18 protein-coding genes, 1 tRNA gene, 1 pseudogene and 1 riboswitch are annotated in these 19,320 nt (G+C 68.9%); of the genes and pseudogenes, 14 read left to right on the forward strand and 6 right to left on the reverse strand.

From position 1 onward, the window contains the following. Positions 1-190: 190 nt before the first annotated feature. The gene (gene eccCa, locus AQI70_RS33315) at positions 191-4,165 is read left to right on the forward strand and encodes a type VII secretion protein EccCa (RefSeq protein WP_079051584.1); all 3,975 of its coding nucleotides are present in this window, start codon (positions 191-193) and stop codon (positions 4,163-4,165) included. A 742-nt stretch (positions 4,166-4,907) separates the two neighbouring features. Here eccCa and AQI70_RS39705 read toward each other — a convergent pair. Continuing rightward, positions 4,908-5,015, reverse strand: a pseudogene (locus AQI70_RS39705) (IS5/IS1182 family transposase); the annotation flags it as partial. On the opposite strand from AQI70_RS39705, the gene AQI70_RS39305 reads away from it, so the two are divergent. Next, complete coding sequence (locus tag AQI70_RS39305; RefSeq protein ID WP_159042728.1) at positions 5,001-5,150, forward strand: hypothetical protein; 150 nt, start codon at positions 5,001-5,003, stop codon at positions 5,148-5,150. The pseudogene AQI70_RS39705 and the gene AQI70_RS39305 overlap by 15 nt on opposite strands. Positions 5,151-5,357: 207 nt before the next feature. Continuing rightward, a complete protein-coding gene (locus AQI70_RS33325) occupies positions 5,358-6,110 on the forward strand; it encodes an MBL fold metallo-hydrolase (RefSeq protein ID WP_062156174.1) in 753 nt (250 codons plus the stop codon). 69 nt (positions 6,111-6,179) lie between these two features. Here the strand turns inward: AQI70_RS33325 and AQI70_RS33330 are convergent, their stop codons facing one another. Continuing rightward, on the reverse strand, positions 6,180-7,430 hold the full coding sequence (locus AQI70_RS33330; RefSeq protein WP_062156175.1) for a PTS transporter subunit EIIC: 1,251 nt from the start codon (positions 7,428-7,430) through the stop codon (positions 6,180-6,182). A 136-nt stretch (positions 7,431-7,566) separates the two neighbouring features. Then, complete coding sequence (locus AQI70_RS33335; RefSeq protein ID WP_062156176.1) at positions 7,567-8,856, reverse strand: PTS transporter subunit EIIC; 1,290 nt, start codon at positions 8,854-8,856, stop codon at positions 7,567-7,569. Positions 8,857-8,983: 127 nt separating this feature from the next. Here AQI70_RS33335 and AQI70_RS33340 point away from each other — a divergent pair, with 127 nt between their 5' ends. The 4 genes from AQI70_RS33340 (at position 8,984) to rdgB (ending at position 11,264) form a co-directional block, all read left to right on the forward strand. Further along, the gene (locus AQI70_RS33340) at positions 8,984-9,217 is read left to right on the forward strand and encodes a PTS sugar transporter subunit IIB (RefSeq protein ID WP_037888512.1); all 234 of its coding nucleotides are present in this window, start codon (positions 8,984-8,986) and stop codon (positions 9,215-9,217) included. A gap of 88 nt (positions 9,218-9,305) precedes the next feature. Then, positions 9,306-10,043: a ribonuclease PH gene (gene rph, locus AQI70_RS33345; protein ID WP_062156177.1), complete on the forward strand. Its 738-nt coding sequence runs from the start codon at positions 9,306-9,308 to the stop codon at positions 10,041-10,043. Positions 10,044-10,188: 145 nt separating this feature from the next. Continuing rightward, positions 10,189-10,593 (forward strand): hypothetical protein, encoded by a 405-nt coding sequence (locus AQI70_RS33350; protein ID WP_004000930.1) that lies wholly within the window; start codon positions 10,189-10,191, stop codon positions 10,591-10,593. Between the two features lie 68 nt (positions 10,594-10,661). Next, positions 10,662-11,264, forward strand: coding sequence for an RdgB/HAM1 family non-canonical purine NTP pyrophosphatase (gene rdgB, locus AQI70_RS33355; protein ID WP_062156178.1), 603 nt, complete (start codon positions 10,662-10,664; stop codon positions 11,262-11,264). Positions 11,265-11,274: 10 nt separating this feature from the next. On the opposite strand, the gene AQI70_RS33360 is transcribed toward rdgB, so the two are convergent. After that, positions 11,275-11,361 (reverse strand) — tRNA-Leu (locus AQI70_RS33360). A gap of 39 nt (positions 11,362-11,400) precedes the next feature. Beyond that, complete coding sequence (gene bcp, locus AQI70_RS33365) at positions 11,401-11,868, reverse strand: thioredoxin-dependent thiol peroxidase (protein ID WP_062156179.1); 468 nt, start codon at positions 11,866-11,868, stop codon at positions 11,401-11,403. Positions 11,869-11,963: 95 nt separating this feature from the next. Between bcp and AQI70_RS33370 the strand changes: the two genes are divergently transcribed. The 3 genes from AQI70_RS33370 to AQI70_RS33380 all read left to right on the forward strand — a co-directional run bounded on the left by AQI70_RS33370 (position 11,964) and on the right by AQI70_RS33380 (position 13,222). Beyond that, positions 11,964-12,293, forward strand: coding sequence for a DUF3618 domain-containing protein (locus AQI70_RS33370; RefSeq protein ID WP_062156180.1), 330 nt, complete (start codon positions 11,964-11,966; stop codon positions 12,291-12,293). Between the two features lie 65 nt (positions 12,294-12,358). Next, the gene (locus AQI70_RS33375; RefSeq protein ID WP_004000934.1) at positions 12,359-12,715 is read left to right on the forward strand and encodes a GroES family chaperonin; all 357 of its coding nucleotides are present in this window, start codon (positions 12,359-12,361) and stop codon (positions 12,713-12,715) included. 79 nt (positions 12,716-12,794) lie between these two features. Continuing rightward, positions 12,795-12,865: riboswitch (guanidine-III (ykkC-III) riboswitch) on the forward strand. A 36-nt stretch (positions 12,866-12,901) separates the two neighbouring features. Then, positions 12,902-13,222: a DMT family transporter gene (locus AQI70_RS33380; protein ID WP_062156181.1), complete on the forward strand. Its 321-nt coding sequence runs from the start codon at positions 12,902-12,904 to the stop codon at positions 13,220-13,222. A gap of 13 nt (positions 13,223-13,235) precedes the next feature. Here the strand turns inward: AQI70_RS33380 and AQI70_RS33385 are convergent, their stop codons facing one another. Then, positions 13,236-15,635, reverse strand: a complete 2,400-nt coding sequence (locus AQI70_RS33385) for a transglycosylase domain-containing protein (RefSeq protein ID WP_062156182.1) — start codon at positions 15,633-15,635, stop codon at positions 13,236-13,238. 233 nt (positions 15,636-15,868) lie between these two features. Here AQI70_RS33385 and AQI70_RS33390 point away from each other — a divergent pair, with 233 nt between their 5' ends. From AQI70_RS33390 to AQI70_RS33405, 4 genes are all read left to right on the forward strand, one after another. Further along, positions 15,869-16,669, forward strand: coding sequence for an ABC transporter permease (locus AQI70_RS33390; protein ID WP_062156183.1), 801 nt, complete (start codon positions 15,869-15,871; stop codon positions 16,667-16,669). Positions 16,670-16,736: 67 nt separating this feature from the next. Then, positions 16,737-17,501 carry an ABC transporter permease gene (locus AQI70_RS33395; RefSeq protein WP_062156224.1) on the forward strand — a complete coding sequence of 255 codons (765 nt, stop codon included), beginning with the start codon at positions 16,737-16,739 and terminating at the stop codon, positions 17,499-17,501. An 8-nt stretch (positions 17,502-17,509) separates the two neighbouring features. Then, positions 17,510-18,520 carry an ABC transporter ATP-binding protein gene (locus AQI70_RS33400; RefSeq protein WP_208607498.1) on the forward strand — a complete coding sequence of 337 codons (1,011 nt, stop codon included), beginning with the start codon at positions 17,510-17,512 and terminating at the stop codon, positions 18,518-18,520. Between the two features lie 33 nt (positions 18,521-18,553). Then, entirely contained in the window at positions 18,554-19,255 is a 702-nt protein-coding gene (locus AQI70_RS33405) for a DUF1707 SHOCT-like domain-containing protein (RefSeq protein ID WP_062156185.1), read from the forward strand. Positions 19,256-19,320: the final 65 nt, after the last annotated feature.

Raw genomic sequence — 19,320 nt, forward strand, 5'->3', positions numbered from 1 at the left:
CTCGCATTCCGGTTCCGAATTACCGCGAATGACCCCGAATCCGTTGGTTGTTCGCGGGTGCGCACACGCGTGACCGTCACCCTACCGTCCGCAATGTCAGTGCCCGCCAGTAGGATCCGACCCGGATGAAGTCGGCGCCACGGGGGTGCGGACAAGGGCTCTTGAAGTCCGCGAGGGGGACGGGTCAGCTTTGAGCCAGATTGTCGTCAAACGGCCACCGAGGGCCTTGCCCACCGAGGTGCCCGCTGATCCAGTGCAGTTGCAATCCCCGCCCGAGTTGCCCCGAGGGCAGCAGGAGGGCGCGCTGATGCAACTGCTCCCCATGATGGGCATGGGCGGTTCCGTCGTCTTTTTCTTCATGACGCCGAACCCGATCATGCGCATCATGGGCATGGTCATGATCGCATCGACGATCGCCATGGCCATCGCCATGCTCGTCCGTTACCGGCGCGGCACCCAGGGCCAACTCGCCGATATGCGACGGGACTACCTGAAATACCTGGCCAAAACCCGTCGTACGGTTCTGCGTACGGCGCGGCTTCAGCGCGACGCCCAGTTCTATCTGCATCCGGCGCCCGAGCAGTTGTGGGCCCTGGTCGCCGAGGGCAGCCGCGTCTGGGAGCGGCGTATCAGCGACGACGACTTCGGGCAGGTCCGGATCGGACTGGGTGGCCAGCAACTCGCCACTCCACTGGTCGCGCCCGAGACCGCTCCGGTGGACGAACTGGAGCCGCTCACCGCCGGGGCCATGAAGCAGTTCCTCAACGCGCACAGCACCATCGAGGGCCTGCCCATGGCGATCTCGCTGCGGGCCTTCTACCACCTCACCCTCAGCGGGGACGAGAACCACGTCCGGGCGTCGGCGCGCGCGATGGTGGCATCCCTGGCCTCGCTGCATTCCCCTGACGACTTGGTCTTCGCCATCGCGGCCGGGCAGGACGCGGCCTCGCACTGGGAGTGGGCGAAGTGGCTGCCGCACGTCCAGGCCGAGGGAAGTGATGGAGCGGGCAGCCGCCGTCTGATCACGTCCAGTGCGCAGGACCTGGAGCTGCTGCTCAAGGAGGAGCTCGAAGGGCGTCCCCGGTTCCAGGCCGGCGGCCAACCCCTCCTGGAGCAGCCGCATATCGTCGTCGTGCTCGACGGAGAGACGCTGTCGCCGTTGTCGGCGCTGGCGGCGGCCGAGGGATTGCAGGGTGCCACGATCGTCGAGGTCGTGCCGGGCAGGCTCACCGGTGCACGCGGCGGTCTCTCGGTCGTGGTGCATCCTCAGTCGTTGCGTCTGGAGTCCGGCGACGGCCTCGTCTACGAAGGGACGCCCGACCGTCTCAGTTACGAGGCGGCCGAGGCACTCGCCCTCCAGCTCGCGCCCCTGTACATGGCGTCCGGCGGCGACTCGGACGAACCGCTGCTCGCCAACCTGGAGTTCACCGATCTCCTCAACCTGGACGACGCGGAATCCGTGGATGTCGGCCGCACGTGGCGCCCGCGCTCCCGTGCCGAACGCCTGCGGGTCCCGATCGGGGTCGGCGAGGACGGCACCCCGGTGATGCTGGACCTGAAGGAAGCCGCGCAGGACGGCATGGGCCCGCACGGGCTGTGCGTCGGCGCCACCGGGTCCGGCAAGTCCGAACTGCTGCGCACCCTCGTGCTCGGCCTGGCGGTGACCCACTCCTCGGAGACGCTGAACTTCGTTCTCGCGGACTTCAAGGGCGGTGCCACCTTCGCCGGCATGGCGGACCTGCCGCACGTCGCCGCGGTGATCACCAACCTCGCCGACGACCTGACCCTCGTGGACCGCATGGGCGACTCCATCCGCGGCGAACTCAACCGCCGCCAGGAGCTGCTGCGCCGGGCGGGCAACTACGCCAACATCCACGACTACGAGAAGGCCCGCTCGGCCGGCGCCGCCCTTGATCCGATCCCGTCCCTCGTCCTGGTCATCGACGAGTTCAGCGAACTCCTCACCGCCAAGCCCGACTTCATCGACATGTTCGTCCAGATCGGCCGCATCGGGCGCTCGCTGGGCGTCCACCTGCTGCTCGCCTCGCAGCGTCTGGAGGAAGGCCGCCTGCGCGGTCTGGAGACCTACCTGTCGTATCGCATCGGGTTGCGGACGTTCTCCGAGGCCGAGTCACGCGCCGCCCTCGGTGTGCCGGACGCGTACCACCTGCCGAACGTCCCCGGCTCGGGCTATCTGAAGTACGGCACCGACGAGATGGCCCGCTTCAAGGCCGCCTACGTCTCGGGCGCGCACCGGCCCGCCTCGGCCCGGGCCACCGCAGGGGACGGTCAGCTGCCGGTGGACCGCCGTCCCGTGCCCTTCACCGCGGCCCCCGTGCCGGTCCAGTACGCACAGTCCGATCCCCAGGCGCAGGTGCCGGACCCGCGGGCGGGCGGCGACGACGCCCTGGCCGACACCGTGCTCGACGTCATCGTCCGCAGACTGACCGGCCAAGGCCCCGCCGCGCACCAGGTATGGCTGCCCCCGCTGGACAACCCGCCCTCGCTGGACGCCCTCCTCCCTGGACTCGCCGCGGAGCAGGGCCGCGGCCTGACCCAGCCCGGCTACGAGGGCGCGGGTCGTCTTATCGTGCCGCTCGGCGTCGTCGACAAGCCCTTCGAGCAGCGGCGCGACACGCTGTACCGGGACTTCTCCGGCGCCGCGGGCCATATGCAGATCGTCGGCGGCCCGCAGTCGGGTAAGTCGACGCTGCTGCGGACGATCATCGCCGCGTTTGCGCTGACCCACACCCCGCACGAGGTCCAATTCTACGGGCTGGACTTCGGCGGTGGCGGCATGGCGGCCGTCTCGGGGCTGCCGCACGTCGGCGGGGTCGCCTCACGCCTGGACCCGGAGCGGGTGCGCCGCGCGGTCGCCGAGGTGTACGGCATCATGACGCGCCGCGAGGAGTACTTCCGCAGCGCCGGCATCGACTCCATCGCCACGTTCCGCAGGATGCGGGCTCGCGGTGACATCCAGGTGGCGGACCAGCCGTGGGGTGACGTCTTCCTGGTCATCGACGGCTGGGGGAACTTCCGCACGGAGTACGAGGCCCTGGAAGCAGCCGTCCTCGACATCGCCGCGCGCGGCCTTGGCTACGGCATCCACCTGATCCTCACCGCCTCCCGCGCCATGGAGGTCCGTGCGAACTTGAAGGACCTGCTGATGAACCGCCTCGAGCTGCGGCTAGGCGACCCCATGGACTCCGAACTGGACCGCAAGGCAGCCGGAAACGTTCCGACGGGTGTGCCCGGCCGGGGCGTCATTCCGGAAGCACTGCACTTCATGGCGGCGGTTCCCCGCATCGACGGCATCCACTCCGACGACAACCTCTCCGAGGCGACCGCCGCCCTGAGCCGGGACGTGGACCGCCACTGGACCGCGCCCGGCGCGCCGGCCGTCCGCCTCCTGCCACGCCAGATCCCCTTCGCCGACCTGCCCGCAGCCCTTACGGAGCCGGACCGCGGCGTCGCCTTCGCCCTCGACGAGAACAACCTGGAACCCGTCCACGTCAACTTCGACCAGGACCCTTTCTTCCTCGTCTTCGGCGAGAGCGAGTCCGGCAAGTCCAATCTGCTGCGCCTGCTCATCAAGCAGCTGACCGACCTGCACGACGGCGACTCCTGCAAACTCTTCGTCATCGACAACCGCCGCTCCCTCCTGGACGCCACCCCGGCAACCCACCTCGCCGAGTACGTTCCCATGTCCAACGCCATGGATCACCACGTGGAGGCCCTGGCCGATCTCATGCGGCGGCGCACGCCCTCGCCCGACGTCACGGCCGACCAACTGCGGGCACGCAGCTGGTGGAGCGGCCCGACGATCTACGTGGTGGTCGACGACTACGACCTGGTGTCGACCTCCAGTGGCAACCCCCTCGCCCCGCTCACGGAACTCCTTCCGTTCGCCCGCGACGTCGGCATCCGCTTCATCGTCGCCCGCAATACCGCGGGCGCCGGCCGCTCCTCGTACGAACCCTTCATGCAGCGCATCAAGGAGCTGGGCGCCCAGGGGGTCGTGCTCTCCGGCGATCCGAACGAGGGCGACATCCTCGGCAACGTACGCCCCCGCCCGATGCCGGCGGGGCGGGGGATCTTCGTCTCGCGACGGCGTGGAAACCTGTTGGTGCAGACAGGGCTCATCGGAGAGGAAAGTCGTCGCTGACGCCCTGATACGCCCAGCCCACCAGCGACCTGGGATCGGCCCTTACCCGCGCCATGCTGAGCACCCTGGCTCACGTCCGGGTCGTGCCCTGCCCGACGTCATCGGTGATGTCGTCGCCGTTTGCAGCACGGTCATCCGCGACAGCGACACCATGGCTGAGGCGCTCGGGAAGTCAAGGACATCCTCCACACAGCTGCGAGACAATTGCCACTAGAAGCGTCGGATGTCGGCTCCGGGCTGGCACCGGCGCCGGTGGAGTGACACTTAGAGGGGCTTGCCATGTCCAACGCCGCTGAGCGCACGATGCGCGCACGCATCGCTGCCCACTCTCTCTGGGCGAAGACCGACGACCCCGCCGCCCACACGGCCCCCGCGAGGCGGGCTTTCCTCGACCGCTTTGAACGTGAGGTGGACCCCGAGGGCCGTCTGACGTCGGAAGAGCGTTCGCGTCGTGCCGAGCACGCACGCAAGGCCTACTTCCAGCGCTTGGCACTGGCTTCCTCGCACACACGAGCCGCCAAAGCCGCCGCCCGCAGGGGCACTGGAGTGGCGTGAAACGCGAAGGGGGTGCGCGGCGCCACCCCCATCGGGGAGCGCATGATCTAACCCTTCCTCCCTCGCATGCGAAGGGGTGGACCATGGATCACGTGCAGCCGGTGTTCCTTCATCCTGACCTGGCGATAGACATACGGAATATCAGGGAGGCGCACCGGGATTGCAACGGAAAGCGGGGTGCCAACGTAACCCAGCGGTGCGCGCCCAGGCGGTTGGAGTTTTCCACCCCGCGGCGGGCGATGCGCGGCACGATCTGCCGACGGCGCAGCCAACCTCGCAGGTGGTCGAAGTCGTAGCGGGGCCCAAGACCGTGGCGGCGCGACTCGGCGACACCGTGGCCGTGGCCATGTCGATCTACGCGCACCTGTTCCCCGACGAGGACCAGGACACCCGCGAGGCCGTCGAGGACTTCCTGTCCGAAGCTGCCTGATGTGCCCTCGATGTGCCCTCGGATCTTGGTCGAACAGCTGAACGCCAGGTAGCTCGGATGGCGGCGCCGCACAGGTGAGTTCGCCCACAACAGCCCTTGGCGGAGGAGCGACCGGAGGTTTTGCGCCTTACGCTCGACAAACCGCACGACCCCCGACGCCCCTGTTCCCGATCTCTCGGTTTTTCCGCCAGCGGAGGTTTCTGTTTCATGAAGCTCACCGTCGTCGGCTGCTCGGGGTCGTTCCCGTCCGCGGAATCGGCCTGCTCGAGCTACCTCGTCGAGGCCGACGGCTTCCGGCTGCTCCTCGACATGGGCAATGGCGCCCTGGGCGAGCTGCAGCGCCACTGCGGTCTCTACGACCTCGACGCGATCTTCCTCAGCCATCTGCACGCCGACCACTGCATCGACATGTGCGCGTACTTCGTGGCGCGCTACTACCGGCACGACGGCGGCCGCTGCGCCCCGATCCCGGTCTACGGACCCGAGGGCACGGAACAGCGCCTGACCACCGCCTACGCCGACACCCCCAGCGCCTCGTCCATGAGCGAGGTCTTCGACTTCCACACGGTCAAGCCGTCCACCTTCGAGATCGGCCCGTTCACGGTGCACACGGAACGCGTGGCCCACCCGGTGGAGGCGTACGGCATCCGGATCGAGCACGGCGGGAAGACCCTGACCTACTCCGGCGACACCGGCGTCAGCACGGCCCTGGACGAACTGGCCCGCGACGCCGACCTGTTCCTGTGCGAGGCGGCGTTCACGCACGGCAAGGAGAACATCCCCGACCTGCACCTCAACGGCCGCGAGGCGGGCCAGACCGCGGCCCGCGCGGGCGCGCGGCGCCTGGTGCTCACCCACATTCCGCCGTGGACCGACCCCCAGGCCAACCTGGCCGACGCGCGCGAGGTCTACGACGGTCCGGTGGAGCTCGCCGTTCCGCGCAAGATGTACGAGATCTGACCTGTACGACGTGCCAGAGGCCCCCGGAGCTTGACGGCTCCGGGGGCCTCGGCGCTGTTCAGGAGGGGCTCACGCCTTGGTGAGGTCCTCGACCTCCTCCTCGGGCTCGCGGCCCGGGGTGGGGAGGTTCCACTTGGTGATGGCGAAGCGGAACACGGCGTAGTAGATCGCCGCGAAGACCAGGCCGATCGGGATGATCAGCCAGGGCCTGGTGGCCAGGTTCCAGTTCAGGGCGTAGTCGATGAAGCCCGCGGAGAAGCTGAACCCGTGGTGGACGCCCAGGGCCCAGGTCACGGCCATGGAGAGGGCGGTCAGCAGGGCGTGGATGACGTACAGCACCGGCGCGATGAACATGAAAGCGAACTCGATCGGCTCGGTGATACCGGTGACGAACGAGGTCAGCGCGAGCGAGACCATCATGCCGCCGACGACCTTGCGGCGTTCGGGGCGGGCCGCGTGCGTGATCGCCAGGGCGGCGGCCGGGAGGGCGAACATCATGATCGGGAAGAAGCCCGTCATGAACTGGCCGGCGGTCGGGTCGCCGTGGAAGAAGCGCGGCAGGTCACCGTGCCAGACGGCACCGGCGGAGTCCTTGAAGGAGCCGATCTCCTGCCAGGCCACCGTGTTGACGAACTGGTGCATGCCGACCGGCAGCAGCGCGCGGTTGATGGCACCGAAGATCCCCGCGCCGATGGCGCCGAGGCCGGTCATCCACTCGCCGAAGCTGGTGATCACGTCACCGATGGGCTCCCAGACCAGGCCGAAGAAGACACCGACGGCGGTGCCGATGAAGGCCATCAGGATCGGGACGAGACGGCGGCCGTTGAAGAAGCCCAGCCAGTCGGGGAGCTTGGTGCGGTGGAAGCGCTGCCAGGTGACAGCGGCTATGAGTCCCATGACGATGCCACCGAGGACCTTGGGGTCGTTGTAGGTCGCGGCGACGTCCGCACCCTTGGTGACCTTCGCCTCGGTGATCGGGAACGCGGTCAGTACGTTCTTGTAGACCAGGAAGCCGACCAGCGCCGCCAGCGCGGTGGAGCCGTCGGCCTTCTTGGCGAAGCCGATGGCGATGCCGACGCAGAAGAGCAGCGGCAGGTTGGCGAAGACGGCGTCACCGGCGGTCATGAAGACGGCCGCGACCTTGTTCCAGCCGAGGCCTTCCGGACCGAAGACGTCCTTCTGACCGAGGCGCAGCAGGATGCCCGCCGCCGGCAGCACGGCAATAGGCAGCTGCAGGCTGCGACCGACCTTCTGCAGGCCCTGGAAAAGACCGGATCCCCACTTCTTCGTGGGGGCCGCCGATGCGGTGGCGGTGCTCATAGACTTCCTCCATCGGGTGGTGGTCTACACCACTCAGTGGTGTAGACCTGTTGTAGCACGATGAAGGCGAGATAAGGAACCCGCGATTCCTGCGGGATTTCCCGGCCCTGTTCAGGGCCCGGTTTCCGGCCTTTTGTCAGACCTTTGCCGCGTCCTCGACCTCTTCCTCCGGCTCCCTACCCGGCGTTTTGAGATCGAACTTCGTGATCGCGAAACGGAAGATCGCGTAATAGACGACGGCAAAGCCCAGGCCGATCGGAATGATCGCCCAGGGTTTTGTGGCCAGGTTCCAGTTGATGACGTAGTCGATCAGTCCGGCCGAGAAGCTGAAGCCGTCGTGCACGCCCAGCCCCCAGGTCACCGCCATCGAGACACCCGTCAGCAGCGCGTGCACCGCGTACAGGAGCGGGGCGATGAAGAGGAACGAGTACTCGATCGGTTCCGTGATGCCGGTGACGAAGGACGTCAGCGCCACCGACAGCATCAGACCGCCGACCTCCTTGCGGCGGTCCGGCCTCGCGCAGTGCGTGATGGCGAGGGCCGCGGCCGGCAGGGCGAACATCATGATGGGGAAGAAGCCCGAGGTGAACTGGCCGGCGCCGGGGTCGCCCGCGAGGAACATGTTGATGTCGCCGTGCACCACCTCCCCGTCCGGCTTGGTGTAGCTGCCGAACTGGAACCAGATGGGCACGTTGAGGAACTGGTGGAGCCCGACGACCAGCAGCGCACGGTTGGCGACGCCGAACACGCCCGCGCCCCAGGCACCCAGGCCGCTCATCCAGTCGCTGAAGTCCTCCAGCGCGGCACCGATCGGCGGCCAGACCCACAGGCACAGCACCGCGAACACGATCGCCACGAACGCCATGATGATCGGGACGAGCCGCCGCCCGTTGAAGAAGCCGAGCCAGTCGACCAGCCTGGTCCGGTGGTAGCGCTGCCAGAAGAAGGCCGCCAGCAGACCGATCACGATGCCGCCGAAGACGCCCGGGTTCTGGTACGTGTACGCGCTCACCGCCCCTTCGGCCGCGGCGCAGCCGATGTCGGGGATCTCCTTCGTCCCCTCCGGGCAGTCCTCGGGGAACTCGCGCAGCACGCTGTAGTAGACGAGGAACCCCACCACCGCCGCGAGCGCCGTGGAGCCGTCCGCCTTCTTCGCCATGCCGATGGCCACGCCCACGCAGAACAGCAACGGCAGCCCGAGCGAGCCGTCGAGCAGCGCGCCGCCCGCGCCGTCCATCACCTTCGAGACGTTGTCCCAGCCGAGGCCGTCGTCCCCGAACACGTCGGGCTGGCCGAGTCGGTTGAGGATGCCCGCGGCCGGCAGTACGGCGATGGGAAGCTGGAGGCTGCGGCCCATCTTCTGCAGACCCTGGAAAGCCGCCTGCCACCGCCGGCTTGCGGGGGAGGTCTCGGTCTCGGCACTCATGGGTTGGCGACCGCCTGTCAGGTGGTGTAGACCAGTTACCGACGATTGGGTTGCTGTGACGTCATCCTTCGGTACGCACCACGCAACCGCTCGTGAAGTTGGGCCAACAGTGCGTGAGGAGACCGAAATGGCCAGCAAGGCTGAGAAGATCGTCGCCGGGCTCGGCGGCATCGACAACATCGAGGAGATCGAGGGCTGCATCACCCGGCTCCGCACCGAGGTCAGCGACCCCTCGCTGGTCGACGATTCCGCCCTGAAGGCCGCCGGCGCCCACGGCGTCGTGAAGATGGGCACCGCCATCCAGGTCGTCATCGGCACCGACGCCGACCCGATCGCGGCGGAGATCGAAGACATGATGTGAAGCGCGGGCATCGTCCCGGGCTGCAAGCCCCGAGGGCCCCTTCCCACCGCGGGAGGGGCCCTCTCGCAGGTGCGGCTAGGCTCTCGGCATGTCTCGATTCGACGGCCGCACCCCCGAACAGCTCCGCCCGGTCACCATCGAACGCGCCTGGAGCAAGCACGCAGAGGGCTCCGTCCTCGTCTCCTTCGGCGACACGAAGGTCCTGTGCACCGCCTCCTTCAGCGAAGGAGTCCCGCGCTGGCGCAAGGGCAGCGGCGAGGGCTGGGTCACCGCGGAGTACGCCATGCTGCCCCGCGCCACCAACACCCGCGGCGACCGTGAGTCCGTCAAGGGCAAGATCGGCGGCCGTACCCACGAGATCAGCCGCCTCATCGGCCGCTCCCTGCGCGCGGTCATCGACTACAAGGCGCTCGGCGAGAACACGATCGTCCTCGACTGCGACGTCCTCCAGGCCGACGGCGGCACGCGCACGGCGGCCATCACCGGCGCCTACGTCGCCCTCGCCGACGCCGTCTCCTGGGCCCAGGGCAAGAAGCTGATCAAGCCCGGCCGCAAGCCGCTCACCGGCACGGTCAGCGCCGTCTCCGTCGGCATCGTCGGCGGCGTCCCGCTCCTGGACCTCTGCTACAAGGAGGACGTGAAGGCCGAGACCGACATGAACGTCGTCTGCACCGGCGACGGCCGCTTCGTCGAGGTACAGGGCACCGCCGAGGCCGAACCCTTCGCCCGCGCGGAGCTCGACGCCCTGCTCGACCTGGCGGTCTCCGGCTGCGCGGAGCTGGCGGAACTCCAGCGCAAGGCGCTTGATACGGTCCTCGAAAAGTAAAGAACACACCAAGAACAGTCGCCGCTTCGGGCAACCGCGCCGCCTTCCCCGGCGTCCCTAGAGGTACGGGCGTACGGCTCACCGCCGTACGCCCGGCCATACACCACGGGGGCCTGCGAGGCCTGAGCAGGGAGGAACGTCAACCATGGCCACGAGCCGACGCCGCCGCAGCCGTATCGCCATAGCCGCCGCAGCCATCGGGGCAGTCGGGCTGACGGTCGGGCTGACCACCGGCTGTGACGCGGTCGGCAAGGCGATGGACTGCGTGCAGACCGCCGACGCCATCGCCGACAGCGTCACCGAACTCCAGCAGGCCGTGGAGAACGCCTCCAACGACCCGACCCAGCTGGAGGAGTCCCTGACCTCCATCGACAAGAACCTCGACCAGATCGGCGACAAGACGGACAACGCCGACGTCAACAAGGCCGTGGAGGACCTCCAGAAGGCCGTCACCAACGTCCGCGACGCCGTCAAGAACGGCGACGAGACCCCGGACGTCAGCCCGGTCACGGACGCGGCCGGTGAACTCACCAAGGTCTGCACCCCGTAACACCGACGCGGTACGGGCGGGTTGGCGGGGCCGGACGAGCAGGGCGGCGGGGCCGGGATACTGGTCCCATGACCCGCTTGATCCTCGCCACCCGTAACGCCGGAAAGATCACCGAGCTCAGGGCGATCCTCGCCGACGCAGGACTGCAGCACGACCTCGTCGGCGCGGACGCCTACCCGGACGTCCCCGACGTCAAGGAAACCGGCGTCACCTTCGCCGAGAACGCGCTGCTGAAGGCCCACGCCCTGGCCCGGGCGACCGGACTGCCCGCGGTCGCCGACGACTCGGGCCTGTGCGTCGACGTCCTGAACGGCGCCCCCGGCATCTTCTCGGCCCGCTGGGCCGGCCGGCACGGCGACGACAAGGCCAACCTCGAACTGCTCCTGGCCCAGCTCTCCGACATCGACGACGCCCACCGCGGCGCCCACTTCGCGTGCGCGGCGGCACTCGCCCTGCCGGACGGCACGGAAAGGGTGGTCGAGGGGCAGCTCAGGGGCACGCTGCGGCACAGCCCCGTCGGGGCCAACGGCTTCGGCTACGACCCGATCCTCCAGCCGGAGGGCGAGACCCGCACGTGCGCCGAGCTGAGCCCCGAGGAGAAGAACGCGATCAGCCACCGCGGGAAGGCGTTCCGGGCGCTCGCACCGGTCGTACGGGAACTGCTCGGCTGACGCCGAACTCTGGTGCGGCCGGAGGGACTCGAACCCTCACGGGTGTTACCCCACTGGGACCTAAACCCAGCGTGACTGCCAATTCCACCACGGCCGCGTGACCTTGCCCGGCCATGCTACTGGCCGGGCGGGGTGCTCAGATGCCCAGATCCTTGATGATCTTGGCCACGTGGCCGGTCGCCTTGACGTTGTACAGCGCCCGCTCGACCTTGCCGTCCTCGTCGACGACCACCGTCGAGCGGATGACGCCCACGACCGTCTTGCCGTAGAGCTTCTTCTCACCGAAGGCGCCGTAGGCCTCCAGGACCTTCTTGTCCGGGTCGGCCACCAGCGTGACCTTCAGGGACTCCTGGTCGCGGAACCTGGCGAGCTTCTCCGGCTTGTCGGGGGAGACACCGATCACGTCGTAGCCGGCGCCGGCCAGCAGCTCCAGGTTGTCCGTGAAGTCACAGGCCTGCTTGGTGCAGCCGGGGGTCAGGGCCGCCGGGTAGAAGTAGACGATGACCTTGCGGCCCTTGTGGTCCGAGAGGGACACCTCGTTGCCGTCGGCGTCGGGCAGGGTGAAGGCGGGGGCCACGTCCCCCGGCTGGAGTCGCTCGCTCATCGGACCAGCGTAACCGGGGAGCCTGACAGTGCGGTCCGGCGTGGAGCTGACAGACTGTCCGCAAACAGCATCAGCTTCACTTCGGAGGCCGTACGGTGGCGGACACGTCGGACACCAGAACACCGGCGCAGATCGAGGCGGACATCAAGCGCCGTCGCGCAGTGCTGGCCGAGACGCTCGACGAGATCGGGGTGCGGGTGCACCCGAAGACGATCGTCGGCGACGCCAAGGCCAAGGTCGTCTCGAACATCGACAACACACTCGGGCGGGCCTACGTCGGGGTCAACCGGGCGGTGAGCGATGTCAAGGCCAAGTTCACCGACGAGGACGGCGCGCCCCGCATGGAGCGGATCGTGCCCGTCGCGCTCGTCGCCGTCGGGCTCGTCGGGCTGCTGGCCCTGGGCACCCGGCGCCGCAAGGGCTGAGCGACGAGCCCGGGCGGCGGACCCACCGGCGTACGGACGCGGCAAAGGCAGGTAGGTTCAAAGGCGTGAGCGCCAACAGAAACGAGCACAGCACCCATCACGACAAGCTGCCCATCCGGATGCTGCACGACCGAGTCCTCGTGCGGCAGGACACGAACGAGGGTGAGCGGCGTTCCGGCGGCGGCATCCTGATCCCCGCCACGGCGGCCGTCGGCCGTCGGCTGGCCTGGGCGGAGGTCGTCGCGGTGGGGCAGAACGTACGGACCGTGGAGCCGGGCGACCGGGTTCTGTACGACCCGGAGGACCGTGCCGAGGTCGAGGTGCGCGGCGTCGCGTATGTGCTCATGCGTGAGCGTGATCTGCACGCCGTGGCCGCGGACCGGTTCGAGGGGTCGGAGGACTCCACGGGGCTCTACCTGTAATCAGCGGTACCTGTGATCAGCGGTACCTGTGATTCAGCGGTTCGAGGGGCCGGTGACCATCGTCACCGGCCCCTTTGCCCGTTCCCTTGCTAGCTTTGAAGGAGCCCGACGAGACGCGCCGTACCGGGATGCAGGCAAAGACGACGCACCCCCGTCCCACGTCGCTACGTCTCGGAGGTGCCCGTCATGGCCTGGGTCCTGCTCGTCGTCGCCGGTCTGCTGGAAGTCGGCTGGTCGGTCGGCATGAAGTACACCGACGGTTTCACCCGCCCCGTCCCCAGCCTGTTCACCGGCGCCGGCATCGTCGCCAGCATGCTGCTGCTGTCGTACGCCGCGAAGTCCCTGCCCATCGGTACCGCCTACGGCGTGTGGGTGGGCATCGGCGCGGCCGGCGCGGCGGTGGTCGGCATGGTGGTGCTGGGGGAGCCGGTCACCGCCGCGCGGATCTTCTTCGTCTGTCTGCTGCTGGTCGCCGTGGTGGGGCTGAAGGCGACCAGCGGTCACTGAGGCGGCCCGGCGCTCACTCGTTGCGGACCGCGCTCCGCGGACCGCCCGTGGTGCCGGCCGTCCCCCCTCCGGAGTCCGTCCCGCCGCCCGTGGTGTCGCCCGTACTGCCGCCGGTGTCCGTTCCGCCGGTCGTCGTGTCGCCGGTGGTGCCGCCGTCGGTGGTCGTGCCCCCGTCGGTGGTGCCGCCGGTCGTCGTGTCGCCAGTGGTGCCGCCGTCGGTCGTACCGCCGTCGGTGGTTCCGCCGGTCGTCGTGTCGCCCGTCGTACCGCCGTCCGTCTGGCCCGGCGTCTCGCCGCCGGTCTGGCCCTCGGTGTCCTGGCCGCCGGTGGTGTCCCCGGTGGTGCCGCCGTCCCCCTGACCGCCGGTGCCCTGGTCGCCCCGGGTCGGGTCGGTCGTCGGGTACTGGGGCACGTCCGCGCCCTCCTGGAGCTGCAGGTCGAAGTCCGTGACCGGCTTGCCCTTCAGGGCCTTCTCGGTGAACTGGGCCCAGATGTCGGTGGGCGCCCCGCCGCCGTTGATGCGGTTCAGGCCCATCGCACCGTACAGGGGCTTGTGGGCGGCCGTGACCGGGTCCTGGCCCATGACGGCGACGACGGTGGCGAGTTCGGGGGTGTATCCGGCGAACCAGGCGGCCTTGTCCTCCTCCGCCGTGCCGGTCTTGCCCGCCACCGGACGGCCGACGGCCTGCGCGGCGGAAGCGGTGCCGTTCTCGACGACGCTCTGCAGGATCGAGGTCGTGGTGTCGGCGGCCTCGCGGCTGACGACCTGGGAGGTCTTGCGCTCCGGCATCTCGATGACGTCGGCGCCGTCCTTGGTGATCTTCTCGATCATGGTGTACGTGCCGTGCTTGCCGTGGTTGGCGAGCGTCGCGTAGGCCTCCGCCATGTCGAGGACGCTGGCGTGCGCCACGCCGAGCGCGATCGACGGCGAGGGGTAGAGCTCCGGGGTGGCGGAGGGCAGGCCGAGCTCGATCGCGGTGTCCTTCACCTTCTCGGGGCCCACGTCCACGGCCATCTGCGCGTACACCGAGTTGACGGACTTCTCGGTGGCCGTGCGGACGCTGATGTCGCCGTAGGAGACGTCGTCCTCGTTCGCGGGGTCGTAGGCGCCGCCGCTCCAGCCCTGGACCGGGCGTTTGTTGGTGCCGTCGTAGATCGTGTTCGGCGTGATCGGGCGGCCGTCCTGCGTGGTGGAGCCGTTCTCCACGGCCGAGGTGAACACGAACGGCTTGAAGGTGGAGCCGACCTGGAAGTCCCGGCGGGTGGCGTTCGGCGTGTACTGCTTGACGTAGTCGATGCCGTTGTACATCGCGACGACCTTGCCGGTCTTCGGGTCGACGGAGGCGCCGCCCGCGCGGACGTAGGTGTCGACCTTGTTGTTCTTCTTGTCCAGCTTGGAGATCAGCTGGTCGTTGACGGCGTCGACGAAGGCGTTCTGCTTGTCCTTCTGCAGGGTGGTGGTGATGCGGTAGCCGCCGGCCTCCAGCTCCTCCGTGGCGATCTTGTTCTGGATCAGATAGTCCTTCACGATCCGCACGATGTAGCCCCGCTGCCCGGACAGGTTGGTGGAGGCCGTGGCCTCCTTGGGCATCGGGAACTTCATGCCGGCCCGCTCGGTCTTGGCGAGCCAGCCCTTCGTGACCATGCCGTCCAGGACGTAGTTCCAGCGGGCCACGGCCGCGGCCTTGTTCTCCGGGTGGGCGATCACGTCGTACTCGCTGGGCGCGTTGACCAGCGCGGCCAGATAGGCGGCGCGGGGCGCGTCGAGGTCCTTGGCGTCCATGCCGTAGTAGGCCTGCGCGGCGGCCTGGATGCCGTAGGCGTTGCGGCCGAAGAAGCTGGTGTTGAGGTAGCCCTCCAGGATCTCGTCCTTGCTCTTCTCGCGGTCCAGCTTGATCGAGATGAAGAACTCCTTCACCTTGCGGGTGACGGTCTGCTCCTGGCGCAGGTAGTAGTTCTTCACATACTGCTGGGTGATCGTGGAGCCGGACTGCTTGCCCTTGCCGGTGGCCGTGTTCCAGGCCGCGCGGAGCATCGCCTTGGGGTCGATCGCGGACTCCGTGTAGAAGTCGCGGTCCTCGGCGGCCAGGACCGCGTACCGGGCGTCCTTGGAAATCTGTGCCAGGGTGACGTTCTCGCGGTTGACCTTGCCGTCGCGGGCGATCACGGAGCCGTCCGCGTACAGGTAGACGTTGGCCTGCTTGGTGGCGAGCGCGTTGGCCGGCGGGATCTTGACCATGGAGTAGCCGAGGAAGAACAGCCCGAAGAGCAGCAGCACGCCGATGACGAAGGTGCCGAGCACCATCCGCCAGGTCGGGATGATCCGCCGCCAACCCGTCCTCTTCGGCCGCTTGGCCTTCCCGGTCGGCTGCTGGGCCTGCGGCTGCTCCTGCGGCTGCGGCTCGTCGCTCATGTCGTGTACGGACTCCTGTTTCGCGTCGTACGTTCCCGTACGCCTCGTACGCCTACTGCGCCCCCATTGAAGACTCTCCCACCCGGCGTTCCGTTCCCGGAAACCGGAGCGTGTCCGCGGAAAGTGAGCAGGCTCTCGCGCCGGAGCGCCCCGAAATCGGCTGGCAGCCCTCGTCATCCGCGCACTAGGCTCCTGCGCTTCGGTGCCGGGCGCGGGCGAGGAGGGCCGTGGATGTGGGATCGGGGCGGTTGTATCTGGCCGTCGCGGTGGGCGGGTTCAGACGGTACGCCACATACCGGGCGGCGACGGCGGCCGGGGTGTTCACCAACACCGTCTTCGGCGTGATCCTCGTCTACACCTATCTGGCGCTGTGGGACGAGAAGCCGCACCTGGGCGGGTACGACCAGGCGCAGGCGGTCACCTATGTGTGGCTGGGGCAGTGCCTCTACGCGACGCTGGCCATCCAGGGCGGCGGCGCCGAGAAGGACCTGATGGAGCGCATCCGCACGGGTGAGATCGCCGTCGACCTGTACCGGCCGGCCGACCTCCAGCTGTGGTGGCTGGCGGGGGACGTGGGGCGGGCGCTGTTCCAGATGCTGGGGCGGGGCGTGATCCCGTTCCTCTTCGGCGCGTTGTTCTTCCCGATGGCACTGCCGACGGAGCTCACCCTCTGGGCGGCCTTCCTGGTCACGCTTCTGCTGGCCACCGTCGTCAGCTTCGCGATCCGCTATCTGGTGGCCCTGAGCGTGTTCTGGCTCATGGACGGGACGGGCGTCAACCAGGCCCTGATGATCACGGGGATCTTCTTCTCGGGCATGGTGCTGCCCCTGAACGCTTTCCCCGGAGTGCTCGGCGACATCGTGCGGGTGCTGCCCTGGGCGGCGCAGATCCAGATGCCGGCGGACGTGCTGATGGGGGAGACCGATCCGCTGCGCGCGTACGCCTTCCAGGCGGCGTGGGCGGTGGTGCTGCTGGCGGCGGGGCGGCTGGTGCAGTCGGCCGCGACACGGCGGGTGGTGGTGCAGGGTGGGTGACACCGGTGCCCTCGCCCGGCGGAGCGCCCTGGTCGAGGGGCTGCGGGCCTACCGGCTGATCGCCGGGATGTGGGTGCGGTCCAGCATGACCTACCGCACCTCCTTCGTCGTCACCGTGTTCGGCAACCTGCTGGTGACCGGCCTGGACTTCGTGGCGATCCTGCTGATGTTCTCCCAGGTCGACTCGCTGGGCGGCTGGTCGATGCCCGAGGTCGCCCTCCTGTACGGGCTGTCGGCGACCGCGTTCGGGATCGCCGACCTGGTGCTCGGCTCGATGGACGTGCTGGGCGCCCGGATCCGTGACGGCTCGTTCGACACGCTGCTCGTGCGGCCCGCGCCGGTGCTCGCCCAGATCGGCGCGGACCGCTTCGCGCTGCGCCGCCTGGGCCGGATCACCCAGGGCGCGGTGGTGCTGGGGTACGCGCTGGTCTCCGTCGACGTCGACTGGAGTGCGCAGAAGGTGCTGCTGGTGCCGGTGATGCTGGTCAGCGGCGCGGTGATCTTCTGCTCGCTGTTCGTGGCGGGCGCGGCCTTCCAGATCCTGGTGCAGGATGCCTCCGAGGTGCAGAACGCGTTCACGTACGGCGGCAACACACTGCTGCAGTACCCGCCGAGCGTGTTCGGCAAGGACCTGGTGCGCGGCGTGACCTTCATGCTGCCGCTCGCCTTCGTCAACTGGGTGCCCGCCGCCTATGTGTTGGGGCGGCCGTACCCGATCGGTCTGCCCGAGTGGGCGGCCTTCGCGTCGCCGCTGGTGGCGGCGGTGTGCTGTGCGTCGGCCGGTCTGGCGTGGCGGTCGGGGCTGAGGTCGTATCGGAGTACGGGGAGTTAGCGAGCGCGATGGATGCTGTCATGAAGCCTGAACCTGTCATGGACCCCTTCATTGAACTCGACCGTGTCGAGAAGGTCTTCGACGTCCGCAAGAAGACCGGCTTCCTCAAGCGTGAGCGGCGGCAGGTAAGGGCCGTCGACTCGATCTCCTTCACCGTGGCGCGCGGTGAGATGGTCGGCTACATCGGCCCCAACGGCGCCGGCAAGTCGACGACGATCAAGATGCTCACCGGGATCCTGACCCCGAGCGGGGGCCGGCTGCGCGTCGCCGGGATCGACCCGTCCCGTGAGCGCACGCGCCTCGCGCACCGTATCGGGGTGGTGTTCGGGCAGCGTACGACGCTGTGGTGGGACCTGCCGCTGATCGACTCGTACAAGCTGATGCACCGCATGTACCGCATCCCGGACGGCCGTTACCGCGAGAACCTCGACCGCCTCGTCGAACACCTCGATCTCGGCGCGCTGCTGGACGTCCCGGTGCGGCAGCTCTCCCTCGGCCAGCGGATGCGCGGCGACATCGCGGCGGCGCTGCTGCACGATCCCGAGGTGCTCTACCTGGACGAGCCGACGATCGGGCTCGACGTCATCTCCAAGGCGAAGGTCCGGGAGTTCCTGCGGGAGTTGAACACCGAGCGCGCCACGACCGTGCTGCTGACCACCCATGACCTGCAGGACATCGAGCAGTTGTGCTCGCGGGTGATGGTCATCGACCACGGGCGGATGATGTACGACGGTCCGCTCGCCGGTCTGCACGAGGTGGGGGAGAGCGAGCGGACCCTGGTGGTCGACCTGGAGCGTGAGCTGCCGCCGATCGAGGCCGGGCCCGCGCGGGTGGTGAAGGTGGAGGGGCCGCGGCAGTGGCTGGCGTTCCCGGCGGCGGAGTCGGCGGCGGTGCTGGTGGCGCGGATCGCGGCGGAGTATCCGCTGGTGGACCTGTCGGTGCGGGAGCCGGACATCGAGGCCGTGATCGCCAAGATGTACGCGGAACAGGCCGAGCGGGCGGAGCGAGCGGTTTCGTAGCCGCGGTGCGGGGTTGCTCGTAGGCTGCTGTACATGACCGACGATGCCCCGGAGCTTCGCGCCTCCGACGCCGATCGTGAACGAGTCGCCGAGGTCCTGCGGGACGCCCTCGCGGAGGGGCGTCTCGACATGGAGGAGTTCGGGGAACGGCTGGACGCCACGTACAAGGCGCGGACCTACGGGGAGCTGGCGCCGATCACCCGTGATCTGCCCGTCGGCGCGGTGGCCGCTCCGAAGGTCGACATGGTCAAGAAGTCCGGTGCCTTCGAGCGGAGTTGGGCGGAGCGGATCGTCGGCGGTGAGGGGTCGTCGACGTGGGCTGTCGCCGTGATGTCGGGGTTCCAGCGCAAGGGGCGGTGGACGGCGCCGAGGCGGTTCAGCTGCTTCGCCTTCTGGGGCGGCGGGGAGATCGATCTGCGGGAGGCGGACTTCGCGGACCGGGAGATCGAGATCAACTGTGTCGCGATCATGGGCGGGGTGCAGGTGATCGTGCCGCCCGGGGTCGAGGTCGTGGTGCGGGGGATCGGGATCATGGGGGGCTTCGATCACCGTGAGGAAGGGGTGCCGGGAGATCCAGGGGCGCCTCGGGTGGTGGTGACCGGGTTCGCCTTCTGGGGCGGGGTCGGGGTCGAGCGGAAGCTGACGCGGGGCCAGCGGCAGGAGCTTCGGGAGGAGCGGCGGCGGGAGAAGCTGGAGCGGCGGGAGCAGCGGCGGGAGCTGCGGGGCGAGGGCTGAGCGGTGCGTTGCGGGGTTGCCCGGCGTCTGGGCTGAGGCGGGGGCGTCGCGCGGCCCGGCGCTGC

The sequence above is a fragment of the Streptomyces curacoi genome, assembly GCF_001513975.1.
In the GTDB taxonomy this organism is placed as follows: Bacteria; Actinomycetota; Actinomycetes; order Streptomycetales; family Streptomycetaceae; genus Streptomyces; species Streptomyces curacoi.